The organism is Sulfitobacter sp. M22 (assembly GCF_021736025.1).
GTDB classification, from domain to species: domain Bacteria; phylum Pseudomonadota; class Alphaproteobacteria; order Rhodobacterales; family Rhodobacteraceae; genus Sulfitobacter; species Sulfitobacter litoralis.
Genome location: NZ_WMEC01000001.1, coordinates 2,577,211 through 2,594,011 on the forward strand (window position 1 = coordinate 2,577,211; position 16,801 = coordinate 2,594,011).

Annotated in this window: 18 protein-coding genes; 3 read left to right on the forward strand and 15 right to left on the reverse strand. The window is 58.8% G+C overall.

The window, feature by feature from the left end; translation table 11 throughout:
* Positions 1-118: 118 nt before the first annotated feature.
* From GLP52_RS12660 to GLP52_RS12670, 3 genes are read left to right on the forward strand one after another with little or no spacing between them, the layout of a single operon-like run.
* Positions 119-1,105, forward strand: a complete 987-nt coding sequence (locus GLP52_RS12660) for a glycosyltransferase family 2 protein (protein ID WP_093732104.1) — start codon at positions 119-121, stop codon at positions 1,103-1,105.
* Positions 1,102-2,799, forward strand: a complete 1,698-nt coding sequence (locus GLP52_RS12665; protein ID WP_093732103.1) for a DUF5927 domain-containing protein — start codon at positions 1,102-1,104, stop codon at positions 2,797-2,799. The genes GLP52_RS12660 and GLP52_RS12665 overlap by 4 nt, the downstream gene beginning before the upstream one ends.
* Positions 2,800-2,802: 3 nt before the next feature.
* Positions 2,803-4,230, forward strand: a complete 1,428-nt coding sequence (locus GLP52_RS12670) for a nodulation protein NodH (RefSeq protein ID WP_237272578.1) — start codon at positions 2,803-2,805, stop codon at positions 4,228-4,230.
* Positions 4,231-4,236: 6 nt separating this feature from the next.
* Here GLP52_RS12670 and GLP52_RS12675 read toward each other — a convergent pair whose 3' ends face one another.
* The 15 genes from GLP52_RS12675 to pcaF all read right to left on the reverse strand — a co-directional run bounded on the left by GLP52_RS12675 (position 4,237) and on the right by pcaF (position 16,678).
* Positions 4,237-4,701, reverse strand: coding sequence for a PTS sugar transporter subunit IIA (locus GLP52_RS12675; protein ID WP_093732101.1), 465 nt, complete (start codon positions 4,699-4,701; stop codon positions 4,237-4,239).
* Between the two features lie 42 nt (positions 4,702-4,743).
* Positions 4,744-5,310 (reverse strand): ribosome hibernation-promoting factor, HPF/YfiA family, encoded by a 567-nt coding sequence (gene hpf, locus GLP52_RS12680; protein ID WP_093732100.1) that lies wholly within the window; start codon positions 5,308-5,310, stop codon positions 4,744-4,746.
* A gap of 249 nt (positions 5,311-5,559) precedes the next feature.
* Positions 5,560-6,318 (reverse strand): LPS export ABC transporter ATP-binding protein, encoded by a 759-nt coding sequence (lptB, locus tag GLP52_RS12685; protein ID WP_093732099.1) that lies wholly within the window; start codon positions 6,316-6,318, stop codon positions 5,560-5,562.
* Positions 6,318-6,812: an LptA/OstA family protein gene (locus GLP52_RS12690; protein ID WP_093732098.1), complete on the reverse strand. Its 495-nt coding sequence runs from the start codon at positions 6,810-6,812 to the stop codon at positions 6,318-6,320. Before GLP52_RS12690 ends, lptB begins: the two co-directional genes overlap by 1 nt.
* Positions 6,809-7,417 carry a hypothetical protein gene (locus GLP52_RS12695; protein ID WP_093732097.1) on the reverse strand — a complete coding sequence of 203 codons (609 nt, stop codon included), beginning with the start codon at positions 7,415-7,417 and terminating at the stop codon, positions 6,809-6,811. Before GLP52_RS12695 ends, GLP52_RS12690 begins: the two co-directional genes overlap by 4 nt.
* Before the next feature lie 6 nt (positions 7,418-7,423).
* On the reverse strand, positions 7,424-8,386 hold the full coding sequence (locus GLP52_RS12700) for a KpsF/GutQ family sugar-phosphate isomerase (RefSeq protein WP_237272579.1): 963 nt from the start codon (positions 8,384-8,386) through the stop codon (positions 7,424-7,426).
* Complete coding sequence (locus GLP52_RS12705; protein ID WP_093732095.1) at positions 8,383-8,997, reverse strand: ribonuclease D; 615 nt, start codon at positions 8,995-8,997, stop codon at positions 8,383-8,385. Before GLP52_RS12705 ends, GLP52_RS12700 begins: the two co-directional genes overlap by 4 nt.
* Positions 8,994-9,824 (reverse strand): PaaX family transcriptional regulator C-terminal domain-containing protein, encoded by an 831-nt coding sequence (locus GLP52_RS12710; RefSeq protein WP_237273564.1) that lies wholly within the window; start codon positions 9,822-9,824, stop codon positions 8,994-8,996. Before GLP52_RS12710 ends, GLP52_RS12705 begins: the two co-directional genes overlap by 4 nt.
* Positions 9,814-11,838 (reverse strand): phenylacetic acid degradation bifunctional protein PaaZ, encoded by a 2,025-nt coding sequence (gene paaZ, locus GLP52_RS12715; RefSeq protein WP_237272580.1) that lies wholly within the window; start codon positions 11,836-11,838, stop codon positions 9,814-9,816. Before paaZ ends, GLP52_RS12710 begins: the two co-directional genes overlap by 11 nt.
* A 10-nt stretch (positions 11,839-11,848) precedes the next feature.
* Positions 11,849-12,913 carry a 2Fe-2S iron-sulfur cluster-binding protein gene (locus GLP52_RS12720; protein WP_093732092.1) on the reverse strand — a complete coding sequence of 355 codons (1,065 nt, stop codon included), beginning with the start codon at positions 12,911-12,913 and terminating at the stop codon, positions 11,849-11,851.
* A gap of 3 nt (positions 12,914-12,916) precedes the next feature.
* Complete coding sequence (gene paaD, locus GLP52_RS12725) at positions 12,917-13,384, reverse strand: 1,2-phenylacetyl-CoA epoxidase subunit PaaD (RefSeq protein ID WP_093732091.1); 468 nt, start codon at positions 13,382-13,384, stop codon at positions 12,917-12,919.
* Positions 13,378-14,100 carry a 1,2-phenylacetyl-CoA epoxidase subunit PaaC gene (gene paaC, locus GLP52_RS12730; RefSeq protein WP_237272697.1) on the reverse strand — a complete coding sequence of 241 codons (723 nt, stop codon included), beginning with the start codon at positions 14,098-14,100 and terminating at the stop codon, positions 13,378-13,380. Before paaC ends, paaD begins: the two co-directional genes overlap by 7 nt.
* 53 nt (positions 14,101-14,153) lie before the next feature.
* Positions 14,154-14,447, reverse strand: a complete 294-nt coding sequence (gene paaB, locus GLP52_RS12735; protein WP_093732089.1) for a 1,2-phenylacetyl-CoA epoxidase subunit PaaB — start codon at positions 14,445-14,447, stop codon at positions 14,154-14,156.
* A gap of 5 nt (positions 14,448-14,452) precedes the next feature.
* Entirely contained in the window at positions 14,453-15,445 is a 993-nt protein-coding gene (gene paaA, locus GLP52_RS12740) for a 1,2-phenylacetyl-CoA epoxidase subunit PaaA (protein WP_237272581.1), read from the reverse strand.
* A gap of 30 nt (positions 15,446-15,475) precedes the next feature.
* A complete protein-coding gene (pcaF, locus tag GLP52_RS12745; protein WP_237272582.1) occupies positions 15,476-16,678 on the reverse strand; it encodes a 3-oxoadipyl-CoA thiolase in 1,203 nt (400 codons plus the stop codon).
* Positions 16,679-16,801: the final 123 nt, after the last annotated feature.

Here is a 16,801-nt window from a genome sequence, read left to right on the forward strand (position 1 = left end):
GTTTATAAAGACGGCCCATGACATATTGTCCTCAAACCTGATGCAATAAAGGCGACGCTCGGGCGGGGCGTTCTGAGCAGGGTATGGAGAAGACGTGAGCCTTTGGGATTCTTACAAGATGCGCGTGCGGCGCAAGCGGAGGTTGATCCGGGCCCTACGCAAGTCGTCCGAGCTGAAAAATGTTCAGGACAATACCCGCGCGATCCGTCCTAACGATGTCTTGCTTGTCTGCACAATGCGGAACGAAAAAATCCGGCTGCCCTACTTTCTAGAGTATTATCGCGCGCTCGGGATCAACCACTTCCTTTTTGTCGATAACGGGTCCGACGATGGCAGCGCAGATTACCTGCGCGGGATGAAAGATGTGTCCGTCTGGCATACCGACGCCAGCTATCGCCGGTCCGGTTTCGGTATCGACTGGATGAACTATCTTAAACGCAAATACGCGCACGGCCACTGGGTGCTGGTGGTCGATCCGGATGAATTCTTTGTGTATCCGTTCTGTGACACGCGACCGGTTCAGGCGCTGACCGATTGGCTGGATAACTGCGAGATCCGCAGCTTTGGTGCGATGCTACTGGATGTCTACCCCAAGGGGAGGCTGGAGGATGAACCCTATCAGGCTGGTCAAAACCCGATGGAGATCGCCGCGTGGTTCGACAGCGGCAACTACGCGATTTCGCGTAATGAAAAATACGGCAACCTCTGGATACAGGGCGGGCCGCGTGCGCGGGTGTTCTTTAAACATAAGCCTGCCAAGGCACCTGCGCTCAATAAGGTGCCTTTGGTTAAATGGGACCGTCGCTATGCCTATGTTAGTTCGACCCATACGCTTCTACCGCGCGGGCTGAATCGGGTTTATGACGAATGGGGTGGAGAGAAAGCCTCGGGCGTTTTGCTGCATGCTAAATTCCTTGATACCTTCGGGGCCAAGGCCGCAGAAGAGCTTGAGCGTGGCCAGCACTACGCCAAGTCCATCGAATACAAGACCTATGCCAACAACCCTGACCAGAACCCGCAGCTTTGGGGTAAGTGGTCCGAGAAATATATCAACTGGCGCCAGCTCGAGATTCTGGGCCTGATGTCCAAGGGCAACTGGGCATGAGCGTCGGACTGGTCATGCTGGTCCATACCGCCCTAGACCGCGCCGAACAGGTGGCACGGCATTGGGCTGCGGCGGGCTGTACGGTGGTGATCCACGTCGACAAATCCGTACCGGAAAAGACCCATGACGATTTTGTGCAGGCGCTGTCTGATGTCCCTCATCTGATGTTCAGCAAGCGCTATCGCTGCGAATGGGGAACGTGGGGGCTGGTTGCCGCGTCTCAGACCGCGTCCGAGATGATGTTGGACAGCTTTGCAGACGTGCGCCATGTCTATTTGGCGTCTGGTTCATGCCTGCCACTGCGTCCGGTGAAAGAGCTGATCGATTATCTTGCCGCCCGTCCGCGTACCGACTTCATCGAAAGCGCGACAACAGCAGATGTCCCTTGGACAGTTGGGGGGCTGGATGTCGAACGTTTTACCATGCGTTTCCCCTTTTCGTGGAAGCGACACCGGTATCTGTTCGACAAGGCGGTAGCTGTTCAACGCTTCGTCGGGCTCAAGCGGCGCATCCCCAAGGGCCTTGTGCCGCATATGGGGTCGCAATGGTGGTGTCTGACGCGGCAAACCCTGTCGGCGATCCTGCAAGATCCGAAACGCGCCGCATACGATGCCTATTTCCGCCATGTCTGGATACCGGATGAAAGCTATTTCCAGACGCTCGCGCGGCTCTATTCCATCCAGATCGAAAGCCGGTCACTGACACTGTCCAAGTTCGATTTCCAGGGCAAACCACATATTTTCTACGATGATCACCTGCAGCTTTTACGGCGGTCCGATTGTTTCGTCGCACGCAAGATCTGGCCCAAGGCGGGCCGCCTTTATGACGCGTTCCTGACCGATGAGGCGGGTGCGATGAAACGGACAGAGCCGAACCCGGGCAAGATCGACCGCGTCTTTGCCAAAGCCGTTGAACGCCGCACGCGTGGACGCGCAGGGCTGTATATGCAAAGCCGGTTTCCGAACGAAGGCTGGGAAAATGGTGTTACCGCCGCGCCCTATTCGGTCTTTCAAGGCTTTGCCGCGCTGTTCGAGAATTTTGAGCCTTGGCTGGCAAAATCCACCGGCGCGCGGGTCCACGGCCATCTGTTTGCACCGGACCGCGTGCATTTTGCCGATGGGCAGAATGCGATCAATGGCGCGCTGAGCAATAGCGCCAAGATCCGCAATTATGACCCCAAGGCGTTTCTGACCAATCTGATCTGGAACACCCGTGGCGAACGTCAGTGCTTTCAGTTCGGTCCGCAGGACAATCAGGACATCTGCTGGGAGATCGCCAAAGACCCGAATGCACAGGTGTCGGTGATCACCGGCGCGTGGGCGGTGCCGCTGTTCCGGTCGAATAAAGATTTTGCCGAGATCCGCCGTACCGCCGCTGCGCTGCAAAAGATCGAAAGCGAGCATATGGCGATCCTGCGGTCGCATTATGCCAAAGCGCGGGTGCGCATCTGGACGATGGCGGAATTCATCGAAGCCCCGATGGAGCCGTTGCAAAGCATTCTCGACGAGATCGGACAGGTCAAAACGGGCCGTTTATCCGAGGTGCCGAAGATGGCGGACCTGACTGGCTTTGGGCAATTCCTGCAAAACCTCAAGAACCAGGGGATGCACCCCTATCTGATGGGCGATTTTCCCGTAGAACCTGGCCTGTCGGCCCCCCAGAAACCGCCGCGCAAACCCTATTTGGTGCAATAAAATATGACATTGAAATTTAAAAGCTTCGTCGTCTTTGCCGAGATGCGCACAGGCTCCAATTTTCTGGAAAGCAACCTGAACGCCTTTGACGGGATCACCTGCCACGGCGAGGCGTTCAACCCGCATTTCATCGGCTACCCCAAAAGCGCAGAGATTTTAGGCGTGGATCAGGAAACGCGGGACGATGATCCGGCCGAGTTGCTGGCCGCGATACGTGACAAGACCAAGGGCATCGGCGGATTTCGCTATTTTCACAACCACGACCCCCGCGTGCTGGCCCCGCTGTTGGAAGATGACACCTGCGCCAAGATCATTCTGACGCGGAATCCGGTAGAAAGCTATGTCAGCTGGAAGATCGCGCGCAGCACAGGGCAATGGAAGCTGACTGACGTCAAGGCGCATAAAAAGGCGCAAGCGGTGTTCGACGAGGCAGAGTTCTCTGACCATCTTGAGGCGCTGCAAGAGTTCCAGTTGACGCTGTTGAACCGGCTTCAAAAGCTGGGGCAGACGGCGTTTTATGTGGCGTACGAAGACCTGCAAAGTGTCGAGGTGATGAACGGTTTGGCGCGGTATCTGGGGGTTGATCATCAGCTCGACGCACTGGACAAGAGCCTGAAAAAGCAGAACCCCGAACCGATCTCGGCCAAGGTCAGCAACTATGATGAGATGCTGGACGCGCTTGGCCGGATGGATCGTTTCGACCTGACCCGAACGCCGAATTTTGAACCCCGACGCGGGCCGGTGGTGCCGTCCTATGTTGTCGCGGCCAACGCTCCGCTGCTGTATCTGCCACTGCGCAGCGGGCCCGAACCGCAGGTGCTGGATTGGATGGCGGCGCTGGACGGTGTCGGGCGGGGCGCTTTGCAAACCAAGCTCAACCAAAAGCAATTGCGCCAGTGGAAGCGCAAGCATCCCGGTCACCGCAGCTTTACCGTGCTCCGGCACCCCATAGACCGCGCCCATGACGCTTTTTGCCGGCATATCCTGACCACGGGCAAAGGCAGCTATGCTCAGCTGCGCGCAACGCTGATCAAACGCTATAAGATGCCGCTGCCGCAGGGCGAGCCGGACAATAACTATGACGCCGATGCACATCGCGCCGCGTTCAAGGCCTTTCTGACCTTTCTCAAGGGGAACCTGAACGGGCAGACGGCGATCAGAGTGGATCAGGCGTGGTGTACCCAAGCGCAAGCGGTGCAGGGTTTCGGAGAGTTTGCCTTGCCCGACCGGATCATCCGCGAAGACGAGTTGGCAGCAGAGCTGTCGGCGCTGGCGCAAAGCGTTGGCGTTCAGCCCCCGGCCACGATGATGTCGCGCCCGGTGACCCAACCCTATGTGCTGGCCGACATCTACGACGCCGAGATCGAGAAGCTTACGTCCGACGCGTATCAGCGGGACTATATGATCTTCGGTTTTGATAGCTGGGGGTAGGGCCGCTTAGGCGGCCTGAGTTGCCTGTGCTTCGGTCAGGATCGCATACAACGTGGCAGGATCCGGATTGGCCCGCAGCTTGGCGCAGACAGAAGCATTGCGCAGGGTGCGCGACACCAGCGCGAGCGCCTTGAGGTGTTCGACGCCGGCACTTTCGGGGGCGAACAGCGCAAAAGCAATATCAACCGGCTGGCGGTCAACCGCGTTGAAATCGATCGGTTTGTCGAGAAGCACAAAGGCTCCCAACACGTCTTCCAGTCCTTCAAGACGCGCGTGGGGCAGCGCAACCCCTTGGCCCACACCTGTTGGCCCAAGAGATTCACGCGTCATTAAGGCATCGACCACCGCAGTGGCCTTCAACCCGTACGCATTATGCGCCAGCTCCCCGATATCGTGGAGCAGGCGTTTCTTGCTTGAGGCCGATGTGAGGACTTTGACAGCCCCCGGTTTTAGGAGTTTCGCAAAATTCATTCTGCTCGCTCTGTTCTCGGCCGCTTACGGGTCCGGTTTCTGTTACGACGGATCAATCCAGCCGATGTTGCCATCCTCGCGGCGGTAGACAACATTCACGCCTTCTTTGCCGTCTTTGCGAAAGACCACGACAGGTGTACCCGAAATTTCCATCTGCATCACAGCTTCACCGACAGACAAGGTCGCAATCTTGGTCTGCATTTCCGCAATGATCATGGGTTGGAGGGTTTCGGGTTCCTGCGCGTCTGAATCGCTTTCTGAAGCGAGGATATAAGAGGACGCACCGAAAAGTTCAACCGGTTGCGCACGCTCGCGATGGTGATCCTTCAACCGACGCTTGTAACGGCGCAGTTGCTTTTCCATCTTCGCTGCGCATGAATCGAAAGATCCATAGATATCAGTAGCATGTGCTTTCGCTGACGCCGTAAGGCCAGTCGATAGGTGCACCGTCGCTTCGCAGACAAATTCGTGACCGGATTTTGAAAAGATGACATTCGCGTCCGTCGGACGTTCAGCATACTTCTGGACAGCTTCGCCCAATTCCGTTTTCACATGCGTTTGCAGGGCTTCGCCGATGTCGATTTGTTTGCCACTGATTTGGTACCGCATAAAATCTCCTTACTCTAATGATCCGGACAACACCATTGGCCGCACTAAGTGCGGTAAAGGCGGGGTCAGATGCGGGTGAATGACGATGCGACCAGCGTGTGAAACATTGCCCCTTCGGGAAGGGGGGGATGCAGCACGAACATGATACGCAGTCTCGCCATGGGACCATTGAGCGCCCGAATGGGCCGCGTTGTCAAATGAATCCGGCTTAAATCTGTGCGGAAACTAGCGCAATATTTCTATAGTTGATCAAGAAATGCGGAAGTTATCGCCAAGGTAGACGCGGCGTACATTTTCGTTCTGTACGACCTCTTCGGGGGTGCCAGACATCAATACCGTGCCTTCGTGCAAAATGTAGGCGCGATCCACAATATCCAATGTTTCCCGAACGTTATGGTCCGTGATCAGCACGCCGATACCGCGTTTTTTCAGGTCGGCGACTAGATGCCGGATGTCATCCACAGAAATCGGATCGACCCCGGCAAAGGGTTCATCAAGCAGTAGGTATTTGGGGTCTGCGGCCAGACAGCGGGCAATTTCGACCCTGCGCCGTTCCCCGCCCGACAGCGCCAAAGCAGGCGCGCGGCGCAGGTGTTCAATGGAAAACTCCGACAGCAATGCCTCGAGCCGTTCACGCCGCCCGCGCGCATCAGAGATCGAGATGTCCAGGATGGCCGAGATATTGTCCTGCACGCTTAGCCCGCGAAAGATGCTCATCTCTTGGGGCAGATAGCCGATGCCCAGCTGTGCGCGGCGATACATCGGGAGGGTGGTGACGTTCTTGCCATCTATGGTGACGGTGCCACCTTCGGGCATGACGAGACCAGCCACCGCATAGAAGGTAGTGGTTTTACCGGACCCGTTCGGCCCGAGCAGGGCGACGACTTCGCCGCGGTTCAGCTCCATCGAGAAGTCGCGGATCACGGTTTTCTTGCGGTATGATTTACGCAGATGTTCAATGCGCAGACCGCTTGCGCCATCCGTAACCGTTAAATTGGGGGCAGACATCAGTTATTGCTGCCCGTTTGTAGAATGGTTTTCACGCCGCCGGACATTTGCGCGGTGCCCTCGGATAATTTGACGCTCATGGTTTCAGAACTGAGCGCGTTGCGCCCTTGGGTTAGCAACACATTGCCCGACATGACGATCGTGCCGGTGTCGATATCATAATCCGCCCGCTCTGATTCGGCGGCGTCTTTGCCTGACACAAGGGTCACACCGCCGGTCGCTTCCAAACGGGCGATGCCTTCGGCTTCGGCCCGATATACAACCAGAACCCGTGCGGCGGACAAGCGCATCTCGCCCTGACCGATCAGCACATTTCCGGTGAAAACAGCCGTCCCATCGCCCTGATCGACAGACAGGTTATCAGCGGTCACCTCGACGGGGAGGCCCGTATCCTGACGGATCGTCCCAAAGGCCACATTGGTCCCCTGTGCGGCGATTGGCATCGCAGAAAAAAGCAGGAAAACAGACATTAATAGGTGTTTCACGCGCGTCACTCTGATTTGGGTTTCGGTTTGTATATCAGCTTCACTCGATTTGTGAAAACCAATTGGGGCGAGGCTTCGTCGTCTGTTTGTGTGATCGACATGGCACCGGCCTCTAGGGTGCCACCCGGGGCTGTGCCATAGACTGTGCCCGGCGATTTGATGTTCAGGCCGGACAGGTCCGATGTGATCTTGTCACTTTGCAGCCGGTACCCCGTAGAGGTCGTCAGCACCACCCCGCCCAGCAGGTCGGCCACATCTTTGGCGATGTCGAAATCGGCCAGGTCCGATTGCAGGCGAAAGGTCGATCCTTCGGGGGTCTTTATGGTCGCGCGCAGGTTTTCAGCGTGGTTCATGCCGGTCTGCCCGTCCGGACGGGTCAGCACATCAGCATAGAATGACAGCTCGTCACCTTCTGCTGTCGCACCGGTAAAGAAGGGTCCGGTGATTTGCTGGTCGCGCAGGCGGTCCTGCACATCCTTTTCAGCAAAGGGGATCGCCTGCCCGGGATCAATTGCGCGCGACAGCAGGAACAGCGTCGACAGCAGGCCAAGCGCTGCAAGCGGGAACAGCACCTTCAGCCAAGAGATCAGTCTGGTATAGCGGTCCCGTTGCATCGCCGCTTAGCCTAGGCCGACGCGCAGGCAGTCGTGGATATGCAGCAGACCCGCGGGGACGTTCCCTTGGGCGGGGTCCAGTACCAGCAAACACGTGATCTTGCGCGCGTTCATCATGCCGACGGCCTTTTCCGCCAGCGCGTCGGGGGCGACGGTCACAGGGGTTGGCGTCATAACCTCGCGCGCCGTTTTTTCCATCAGCCCGTCCAGATGCCGCCCCAGATCGCCGCTGGTGATGATTCCTGCCAAGGCACCGCTGGCGTCGGTGACGATCACCACACCAAAGGATTTGCTGCTCATCGCCATCAGCGCATCAGACATGGGGGCATCGGCCTGCACCAAGGGCAACGCATCGCCTGTGTGCATCAGGTCTGCAACGCGGCTGAGCCGTGCGCCCAGTTTTCCGCCGGGGTGGAATTCACGGAAATGTTCGGCGGTGAAAGAGCGGTTTTCCATCAGCGCAATCGCCACGGCATCCCCCATTGCCAGCGTCATCGTGGTCGAGGTTGACGGGACAACGCCGGTGCCGCAGGCTTCTGGCAACTGAGGCAGTTCAAGCACCACGTCGCAATGCGCGCCAAGGCTGCTGGTCGCACGGCTGGTGATGCCGATCAACGGTATGGAAAAGCGGCGCGAATAGGCGATCAGATTGGCCAGTTCAGGTGCCTCGCCCGAGTTCGAGATCGCAAGCACGACATCATCGGCGGTGATCATGCCCAAATCGCCGTGGCTCGCCTCGGCGGGGTGGACGAACTGCGCGGGCGTGCCGGTGCTGGCCAGCGTCGCTGCGATCTTTTTGGCGATATGGCCGGACTTGCCGATGCCGGTGACAATCACGCGCCCGCGTGTCGCAACCAACAAGTCGATTGCCTGACGAAAACGATCATCAAGGCTGTCGGCCAGCTGCTCAAGCGCTTGGGCTTCGGTGCGGATGACGCGGCGGGCGGTATCTAGGAATGGTGTGGTCATGCGTGTGCAAAAATATCCGTTTCGGGCCAGCCGTCCAAATCGAGTTGGGCACGGGTTGGCAAAAATTCAAAACACGCTTGCGCGAGCTCGATCCGACCTTCGCGGATCAACATCTGGTTCAGCACGTCGCGCAGTTTGTGAAGGTGCAGCACATCGGACGCGGCATAGTCGATCTGTGCTTTGGTCAGTTTTTCGGCCCCCCAATCGCTGGATTGCTGCTGTTTGGAGATATCGACGCTCAGCAGTTCCTGGCATAGTTTGGCCAGCCCGTGGCGGTCGGTATAGGTGCGCACAAGGCGGCTGGCGATCTTGGTACAATAGACCGGTGCGGCCTTTGCCCCAAAGGCGTTCAGCATGGCCGCGATGTCAAAGCGCCCATAGTGGAACAGCTTGAGCACATGGGGATCTTCGAGCAGGGCACAAAGATTGGGCGCCTCGGTCTGGCCCTTGGCAATCTGGATCAGATGGGCGTTGCCATCGCCACCAGAGAGTTGCACGACACAAAGCCGATCGCGGTGCGGATGGAGCCCCATGGTTTCGCAATCAATCGCGACCATCGGTCCAAGGTTCAGCCCGTCAGGCAAGTCATTTTGGTAAACTGTATTTGTCATGCCTTCCCTATATCCCGCTGGTGCGCTTTGGGAAAGCATCGCTTTGTATGCTGCTTCCAGACGGTGGCGATTTCCGGCAGATCGGGGCGCGGATAGCGTGACAAAAGCTCTGCGACCATCTGATGCGCAGTCAGTCCGGCCCAATCGTCGCGGATCAAAGGGCGGGGCAACGCCGGATGTTTGAGAGCAAGACGGCGCCAATTATGCACAATCAGGCAGCGTAGGGTCGCAATTTGCAGCGGGGTCAACGTCTCGGCTGCACAGAGGTCGCGCGCCACCCTGTGCAGCGCGTCTGACAGTTGCGTATAGCTTTCGGCCAGCGATGCGGGCTCTAGCTGGCGTTTCATCCAGTCGGGCGCGTCTTGCCCGGGCAGGGCGGCGGCCCCTATTGGCACAGGCAGGGACGCATTGCCGACATACAGGCGCGGCATCAGGGCGGTGAACCCCGCCTTCTCATGTGCATCACTATCGGCATCGTCGGTCACGATCATCTGCCAGCGGTCCGGCAGCTCGGCAGGTGTCGCATAAATCCTGCCACTTGCCGCCTGACTTTGCGCGCGGCCTGCGGGCGTCAGGCTGTGGTGGCTGATCCGCCCGTGCTTTTCTGACGCGATCCATTTGTCTTTGCGCAAGCGGTGCAAGGCGACCCTAGCTGCTTCGGGGCGGACATCCATTGCCGTCATGATCGCCGACAACACCGGCCCGCCAATAATCTGCCCCTCTTGTCTGGCCATGTCGCCAAAGAGGCTGATCATCAGGGACCAGACGCGCTGCCCGCCAAGGTCTTTCAGAGGGGCGATCGCAAGGTCAAAGTCGTCAATAGGCATTCATCGTCAGCAATTCATATTCGGCCACGGCGGCATCATCCTGATTGGTCAGGGTCACGTGCCAGCGTACTTCACCGTAGTCATCATTGCGAGGCGTCTTTGCCTTGACGCTTAGGCGCACCTTGATGCTGTCGCCGGCCTGCACCGGTGCCATAAAGCGCAGGTTGTCCAGCCCGGTATTCGCCAGCACAGGACCGGGGTCAGGCTGCACGAACAGCCCTGCGGCAAAGCTGAGCAGCAGGTACCCATGAGCAACGCGTCCGGGAAAGAACGGGTTTGCCTTGGCCGCGGCGTCGTCCATATGGGCATAGAACGTATCGCCGGTGAAATGCGCAAAGGTTTCGATGTCTTCCAGCGACACGACACGGCTGGCCGAGTTGAACGTCTCGCCCAGATCAAGCGCACCAAACTGGCGGGTGAACGGATGGCCGCGGTCCGAAATCTCGGTCGCGCCGGGTACCCATTGTTTGCCGATGGCGGTCAGAATGTCGGGGCTGCCCTGAATGGCGGTGCGCTGCATGTAATGCATGACGCCGCGCACGCCGCCAAGCTCCTCGCCGCCGCCGGCACGTCCGGGCCCGCCGTGCACCATATGGGGCAGGGGGGCACCATGGCCCGTCGCCTCGGCCATAGAGTCGCGATTGTTGAAATAGAGCCGCCCGTGAAACGCGCCTGCTCCCATCACCATGTCGCCTGCGGTCTCGCCGTCGCGGGTGATGATGGATGCGACCAGCGACCCTTTGCCTTTGTTCAGCAGCGCGATGGCATGATCGGTGTCGCGGTAAGGCATGATGGTGGACACAGGGCCAAAAGCCTCGGTGTCGTGCACATGCGTGGCGGCATCGGGATCGGCGCAGTGGAACAGCATCGGCGGGACAAAGGCACCTTTCTGCGCATCCGCACCCTCGACCGCAAAAGCATCGGGGTCGCCAAAGACACGCTCTGCCTCTGACCCGATGAGGGCGGCTTTCTCAAGTACGTCGCGGCGTTGCGAGTGCGAAACAAGCGCGCCCATTTTCGTGCCTTCAAGACGGGGATCGCCGATAGTGACTTTGGCCAACCGGTCCGACAGCGCGGCGATCAGCGCATCCACATGGGGTTGCGGTACCATGATCCGGCGGATGGCGGTGCATTTCTGCCCCGCCTTGGCCGTCATCTCGCGCTGGACCTCTTTCACAAACAGATCAAATTCGGGCGTGCCGGGGCCCGCATCAGACCCTAACACAGAGGCATTGAGGCTATCTTGTTCAGACGCGAACCGGACAGAGCGTTCGACCAACACAGGGTTGCTGCGCAGTTTCAAGGCCGTTTCGGCTGATCCGGTAAAGCTGACCACATCCTGACAATCGAGGTGGTCCAGCATTTCGCCCAAGCCCCCCGTCACCAGCTGGATCGCGCCATCTGGCAGAATGCCGGATTGGATCATCAGGCGGAAACAGGCCTCGGTCACCTGACAGGTGGCCGTGGCGGGTTTGACGATGGCGGGCACCCCGGCAAGCAGCGTCGGGGCGAGCTTTTCCAACATGCCCCAAACGGGGAAGTTGAAGGCGTTGATATGCACCGCGACGCCCTGCAGCGGTGTGCAGATGTGACGGCCCATGAACTGACCGGTGCGGCCCAACTGTTCCACGGGACCGTCCAGATAGATCTGGTCATCCGGCATCTCGCGACGGCCCTTGGCGGCGTAGACCTGCATCGTGCCGATCCCGCCATCCACGTCGATCAGGTGATCGGCCTGTGTGCCACCTGTGTCGAACGACAGCTCGTATAGGCTCTGTTTATGGTCATTGAGGTAGAGCGCGACGGCCTTGAGCATCTTGGCGCGGTCATGAAACGTCAGCCTGCGCAGGGCAGGGCCGCCGATGTCACGGGCATAGGCCAGCATCGTCTGAACCTGCAGCGCGTCATTGCCTGCTTGGGCGATGATCTCGCCGGTGATCGCGCTTGCGATGCTACGTGCACCGGCACCGGGGTTGATCCATTGTCCGGCGGCAAAGCTTTGGATATCGCGCATGTCAGGCCCCTTAGTGATGGTCGTAGTCAATGAAAAGCGTGTCGCTCAGCGGATAGCTTTGGCAGCTCAGCCGGTAACCACGTTCGACCTCGTAATCTTCCAGCGCGTGGTTCGACAGCATCTCGACCTCACCTTCGGTGACCTTGCACATGCAGGTCGAGCAGACCCCCGCCTTGCAGGCAAAGGGCGCATCAAGGTTATTTTCCAGCGCGGCATCCAGCACCGACTGCCCCTTGGCCATGGTAAAGCTGTGCTGCGCGCCGTCGATTTTGACGGTCACCTGTGTTTGCGCCTGACCTTCGCTGCGCTTGGCCATCTCCTGTTTCGCCAGACGGCCCTGTTGGCTTTCGCTGAAGAGCTCGAATTTAATCTGATCAGGCTCTAACCCGTGGGTTTTTAGCGCATCCGCGATGGCTAGCATCATCGGCTCCGGCCCGCAGATGAAGGCCATGTCCATGTCCGACACATCGATCCAAGTCTTGAACAGTTCGGCGCATTTATTCTGGTCTACGCGGCCGGTGAACAGGTCGATGTCCTGCCCGCTTTCCAGCATGTGAATGACGCTCAACCGGCCCATATAGCGGTTCTTAAGATCCTCCAGCTCTTCGCGGAACATGATCGTGTTCACGGCGCGGTTGGCATAGACCAGCGTAAAGGTTGATTTGGGCTCGCGTTTCAGAACGGTCTTGAGGATCGACAGCACCGGCGTGATCCCCGACCCGCCGGCAAATCCAAGGTAATTCTTCGCACGATCAGGCTCTAATCCGGCTGAAAACGTGCCTTGGGGAGGCATTGCGTGCAGCGTATCCCCGACCTGTAACATCTCGTTCGCAAAGCTAGAGAACGCGCCGCCATCAACCCGCTTGATCCCCACTTGCAGCACACCGTCGTCCAGACCGGCGCAAATGGAATAGTTGCGTCGCAGCTCGGTCCCGTTGAAATCCTGTTTGAAGGTCAGATACTGCCCCTGCTTGAAGGCGAATGCCTCTGGGTCTTCGGGTTGCAGGGTCAACACCACGGCGTCGCGGATCGTGCGGTGAATATCAGTTACTAATAACGGGAGAAATTGGCTCATAGGTCAGATACACTTAAAATAATCGAAGGGTTCCAGACAGTCGGTGCAGCGCCATTGCGCCTTGCAGGGGGTTGATCCGAACTGGCTAATTTTTTCCAGCTGTGTGGATTTGCAGCGGGGGCAGCGTTCGGGGCCACCTGCGGGTTGGGGCGGGGCAATGCCGTAGCTTTCCAGCTTGGCGCGGCCCGCGTCGGTCATCCAGTCAGAGGTCCAAGCCGGCGAAAGTTGCCGCTTTAGAGCCAGTTTTTCGATCCCGTGCCCGCGCAATGCCGTTTCGATATCAAGGTTAATGATCGTCGTTGCAGGGCAGCCGGAGTAGGTCGGCGTTACCGTGACCTCAAGCGTGTCATCCTGCCATTGCACATCACGGATGATCCCCAGATCAGTAAGCGAGATTACTGGAATCTCGGGGTCCGGCACGGCGTGGAGCCAGCCCCAAACAGTCTCTAACGAAGGCTTTTCGACTACCATGTCGCATCCGGATAGGCGCGTTGCAGCCACTGCATTTGCGTCAGCATATGCCCCAGATGTTCCGAATGGCGTTTACCCGATTTGCCGCCACGATGGCCGAAATCATCTTGGGGCTTTGTCAGTGTGGCTGCGGTGAAGACATCATTCACCAAAGTATCATAGGCGGGGCGCAGAGACGCAGGATCAGGTGCGATGCCTGCTGCGACCATAGCCTCGTCCACGGCATCTGCGACGAACATTTCCCCGACATAGGGCCACAACAGGTCCAGCGCATTTTGCATTCTGCGGTGGCTTTCATCGGTCCCGTCGCCAAGGCCGATCACCGTGTCTGTCGCGCGCTCCAGATGGTAGGTCACCTCTTTGCTCGACTTTTCCGCGATGGCGGCGATCTGTGCATCGCTGCTTTCCATCAGGGCGGTCAGCTGCGACAGGTGCCATGCGTCAAACAGGAACTGGCGCATGATCGTCTGACCGAAATCGCCGTTGGGTTGTTCGACCAACAACAGATTGCGGAAATCCCAAACGTCACGGTGAAAGGCCAGCCGATCCGCATCGCGACCCGCGTCTTCAACCTTGCCTGCCAGATCCAGCCACAGCGTGGTCTGGCCGATCAGGTCCAGCGCGGTATTCGCCAGCGCGATGTCTTCTTCTAGCACGGGGGCGTGGCCGCACCATTCCGAAACGCGGTGTCCGAGGACAAGGGTATTGTCCCCCATCCGGCAGAGAAATTCGAACAATTCGCCTTTGTTAGGCTCTGTTTGGGATGTGCTCACATCGCCCCCACTTCGTCTGGAATGTCAAAGAAGGTGGGGTGGCGATAGACTTTGTCGTTGGCGGGCTCGTACAGCGGGCCTTTTTCCTCGGGGGAGGAGGCGGCGATCTGGGTCGCTTCGACGACCCAGATGCTCACGCCTTCGTTGCGACGGGTGTAAACATCACGAGCGTTCTTGATCGCCATTTCGGCATCTGCCGCGTGTAGCGAGCCGACATGCCGGTGGCTGAGCCCGTGCTGGCCGCGAATGAAAATCTCGAACAGGGGCCATTCATGTGTTGTGCTGCTCATCTTGCTTACTCCGCTGCCAGTTTCGCGGCGCGTTTCTTCGCCGCATGTGCCATCAGGCCGTCGCGTACCCATGCGCCGTCGTCCCACGCTTTGTTGCGCGCCGCGAGCCGTTCGGTATTGCAGGGACCGTTGCCCTTGAGCACGTCAAAGAATTCGTCCCAATCGGGCTGGGTAAAGTCATAATGCCCGCGCTCCTCGTTCCACTTCAGGTCGGGGTCGGGGACGGTCAGGCCCAGATATTCGGCCTGCGGGACACATTCATCGACGAACTTCTGACGCAGTTCGTCGTTGGAGTTCATCTTGATCTTCCAGGCCATCGATTGCGCCGAATGGACGGAATTTTCGTCCGACGGGCCGAACATCATCAACGCAGGTCCCCAGAACCTGTTTAACGCGTCCTGCGCCATCTTGCGCTGCGCGTCTGTGCCCTTCGCCATCTTCATCATGATGTCGTAGCCTTGGCGCTGGTGAAAGGATTCCTCCTTGCAGATACGCACCATCGCGCGGGCATAGGGGCCGTAGGATGTGCGTTGCAGGGGCACCTGGTTCATGATCGCGGCCCCATCCACGAGCCAGCCGACAGCCCCCATATCGGCCCATGTTAGGGTCGGATAATTGAAGATAGAGCTGTATTTCATCTTGCCCGACAGCAGGTCGCGGGTCAGCTGGTCACGGCTGACCCCCAGTGTTTCGGCGGCACAATAGAGATACAGACCGTGGCCTGCCTCGTCTTGCACCTTGGCGAGCAGGATCGCCTTACGTTCCAGCGTCGGGGCGCGGGTGATCCAGTTGCCTTCTGGCAACTGGCCCACGATTTCCGAATGCGCGTGCTGGCCGATTTGCCGGATCAGGTTCTTGCGATACCCGTCCGGCATCCAGTCTTTCGGCTCGATCTTACCGCCCGCATTTATCCGTTCCTGAAAGGCGCGTTCCTGCGGATCCATCTCTTCCAGAGATTTGACACCTTGGCCGGTGGATTTGATCATCTGTGCATACATTGTTCAGATCCTTTCAGGGGGATAATTGCGTTAAGCGCGTTCTAGGATGATGGCGACGCCTTGGCCGACGCCGACACACATGGTGCACAGCGCATAGCGGCCGCCTGTGCGTTTCAATTGCAGGGCTGCGGTCATGACCAGACGCGCGCCGGACATCCCCAGCGGGTGCCCGATGGCAATCGCGCCGCCGTTGGCGTTCACATGGGGGGCGTCATCGGCCACACCCAAAGCCCGCAATGTGGCGATCCCTTGCGAAGCGAATGCTTCGTTCAGTTCAATCACGTCCATTTGGTCGATGGTCAGGCCGGCGCGGGCCAGAACTTTCTGACTGGCAGGAACAGGGCCGATCCCCATGACGCGCGGTTCAACACCGGCGGCAGAGATCCCAACGACGCGCGCAATCGGGGTCAGCCCGTGCTGCGACGCTGCCGCTTCGGAGGCCATCAGCATCGCCGCCGCGCCGTCGTTCACGCCAGAGGCATTGCCCGCAGTGACGGTCAGGTCGGGGCCGTTGATCGGGCGCAGTTTGGTCAGCGCTTCGATCGTGGTGCCGGGCCGCGGGTGTTCGTCGCGGTCAAAGACAATCGGGTCGCCCTTGCGCTGCGGGATCGATACGGGGGTGATTTCATCGGCAAACACGCCCGCCTTGTCCGCTGCTTCCCAACGGTCCTGGCTGCGCTTGGCAAAAGCGTCCTGGTCGGCGCGGCTGATGTCATAATCCGTTGCCACGTTGTCGCCGGTTTCGGGCATGGATTCGACGCCGTATTGCGCCTTCATCTTAGGGTTCACAAAGCGCCAGCCGATGGTGGTGTCATAGACGGCGTTGTTGCGCGAAAATGCAGTTTCCGCCTTGGGCATCACGAAAGGCGCGCGGGTCATGCTTTCGACACCGCCAGCGATCGCCAGATCCATGTCGCCTGCCTTGATCGCGCGGGCAGCAGCACCGACGGCATCCATACCGGAGGCACAAAGGCGGTTGATCGTTGCACCAGGCACATCGACCGGCAAACCCGCCAGCAGTGCTGCCATACGTGCCACGTTGCGGTTGTCTTCGCCGGCCTGATTGGCGCAGCCAAAGATCACGTCATCAATTTTGGACCAATCCAGATCAGGATTGCGGGCCATCAGTGCGGCAATCGGTGCCGCTGCCAGATCATCGGCGCGGACCGATGACAATGCGCCGCCGAAGCGGCCGATGGGTGTGCGCTGTGCGTCACAAATAAAAGCGTCCATAAAAGTCTCCCTTGGTTGATGAGCCTAGGGATAGTCGCGATTCGACGCAACTTAAATGTTACCTGACATTTTTCAGTCTCGGTATTTTGTAACATGAAGCTGGGGTGTGAGCCGCGCTGCGGC

Bases quoted from the DNA above. Each gene is read 5' to 3' on its own strand.
- GLP52_RS12660 (WP_093732104.1), top strand. From the start codon at position 119: ATGCGCGTGCGGCGCAAGCGGAGGTTGATCCGGGCCCTACGCAAGTCG.
- GLP52_RS12665 (WP_093732103.1), top strand. From the start codon at position 1,102: ATGAGCGTCGGACTGGTCATGCTGGTCCATACCGCCCTAGACCGCGCC.
- GLP52_RS12670 (WP_237272578.1), top strand. From the start codon at position 2,803: ATGACATTGAAATTTAAAAGCTTCGTCGTCTTTGCCGAGATGCGCACA.
- GLP52_RS12675 (WP_093732101.1), bottom strand. From the start codon at position 4,701: ATGAATTTTGCGAAACTCCTAAAACCGGGGGCTGTCAAAGTCCTCACA.
- hpf (WP_093732100.1), bottom strand. From the start codon at position 5,310: ATGCGGTACCAAATCAGTGGCAAACAAATCGACATCGGCGAAGCCCTG.
- lptB (WP_093732099.1), bottom strand. From the start codon at position 6,318: ATGTCTGCCCCCAATTTAACGGTTACGGATGGCGCAAGCGGTCTGCGC.
- GLP52_RS12695 (WP_093732097.1), bottom strand. From the start codon at position 7,417: ATGCAACGGGACCGCTATACCAGACTGATCTCTTGGCTGAAGGTGCTG.
- GLP52_RS12700 (WP_237272579.1), bottom strand. From the start codon at position 8,386: ATGACCACACCATTCCTAGATACCGCCCGCCGCGTCATCCGCACCGAA.
- GLP52_RS12705 (WP_093732095.1), bottom strand. From the start codon at position 8,997: ATGACAAATACAGTTTACCAAAATGACTTGCCTGACGGGCTGAACCTT.
- GLP52_RS12710 (WP_237273564.1), bottom strand. From the start codon at position 9,824: ATGCCTATTGACGACTTTGACCTTGCGATCGCCCCTCTGAAAGACCTT.
- paaZ (WP_237272580.1), bottom strand. From the start codon at position 11,838: ATGCGCGATATCCAAAGCTTTGCCGCCGGACAATGGATCAACCCCGGT.
- GLP52_RS12720 (WP_093732092.1), bottom strand. From the start codon at position 12,913: ATGAGCCAATTTCTCCCGTTATTAGTAACTGATATTCACCGCACGATC.
- paaD (WP_093732091.1), bottom strand. From the start codon at position 13,384: ATGGTAGTCGAAAAGCCTTCGTTAGAGACTGTTTGGGGCTGGCTCCAC.
- paaC (WP_237272697.1), bottom strand. From the start codon at position 14,100: ATGGGGGACAATACCCTTGTCCTCGGACACCGCGTTTCGGAATGGTGC.
- paaB (WP_093732089.1), bottom strand. From the start codon at position 14,447: ATGAGCAGCACAACACATGAATGGCCCCTGTTCGAGATTTTCATTCGC.
- paaA (WP_237272581.1), bottom strand. From the start codon at position 15,445: ATGTATGCACAGATGATCAAATCCACCGGCCAAGGTGTCAAATCTCTG.
- pcaF (WP_237272582.1), bottom strand. From the start codon at position 16,678: ATGGACGCTTTTATTTGTGACGCACAGCGCACACCCATCGGCCGCTTC.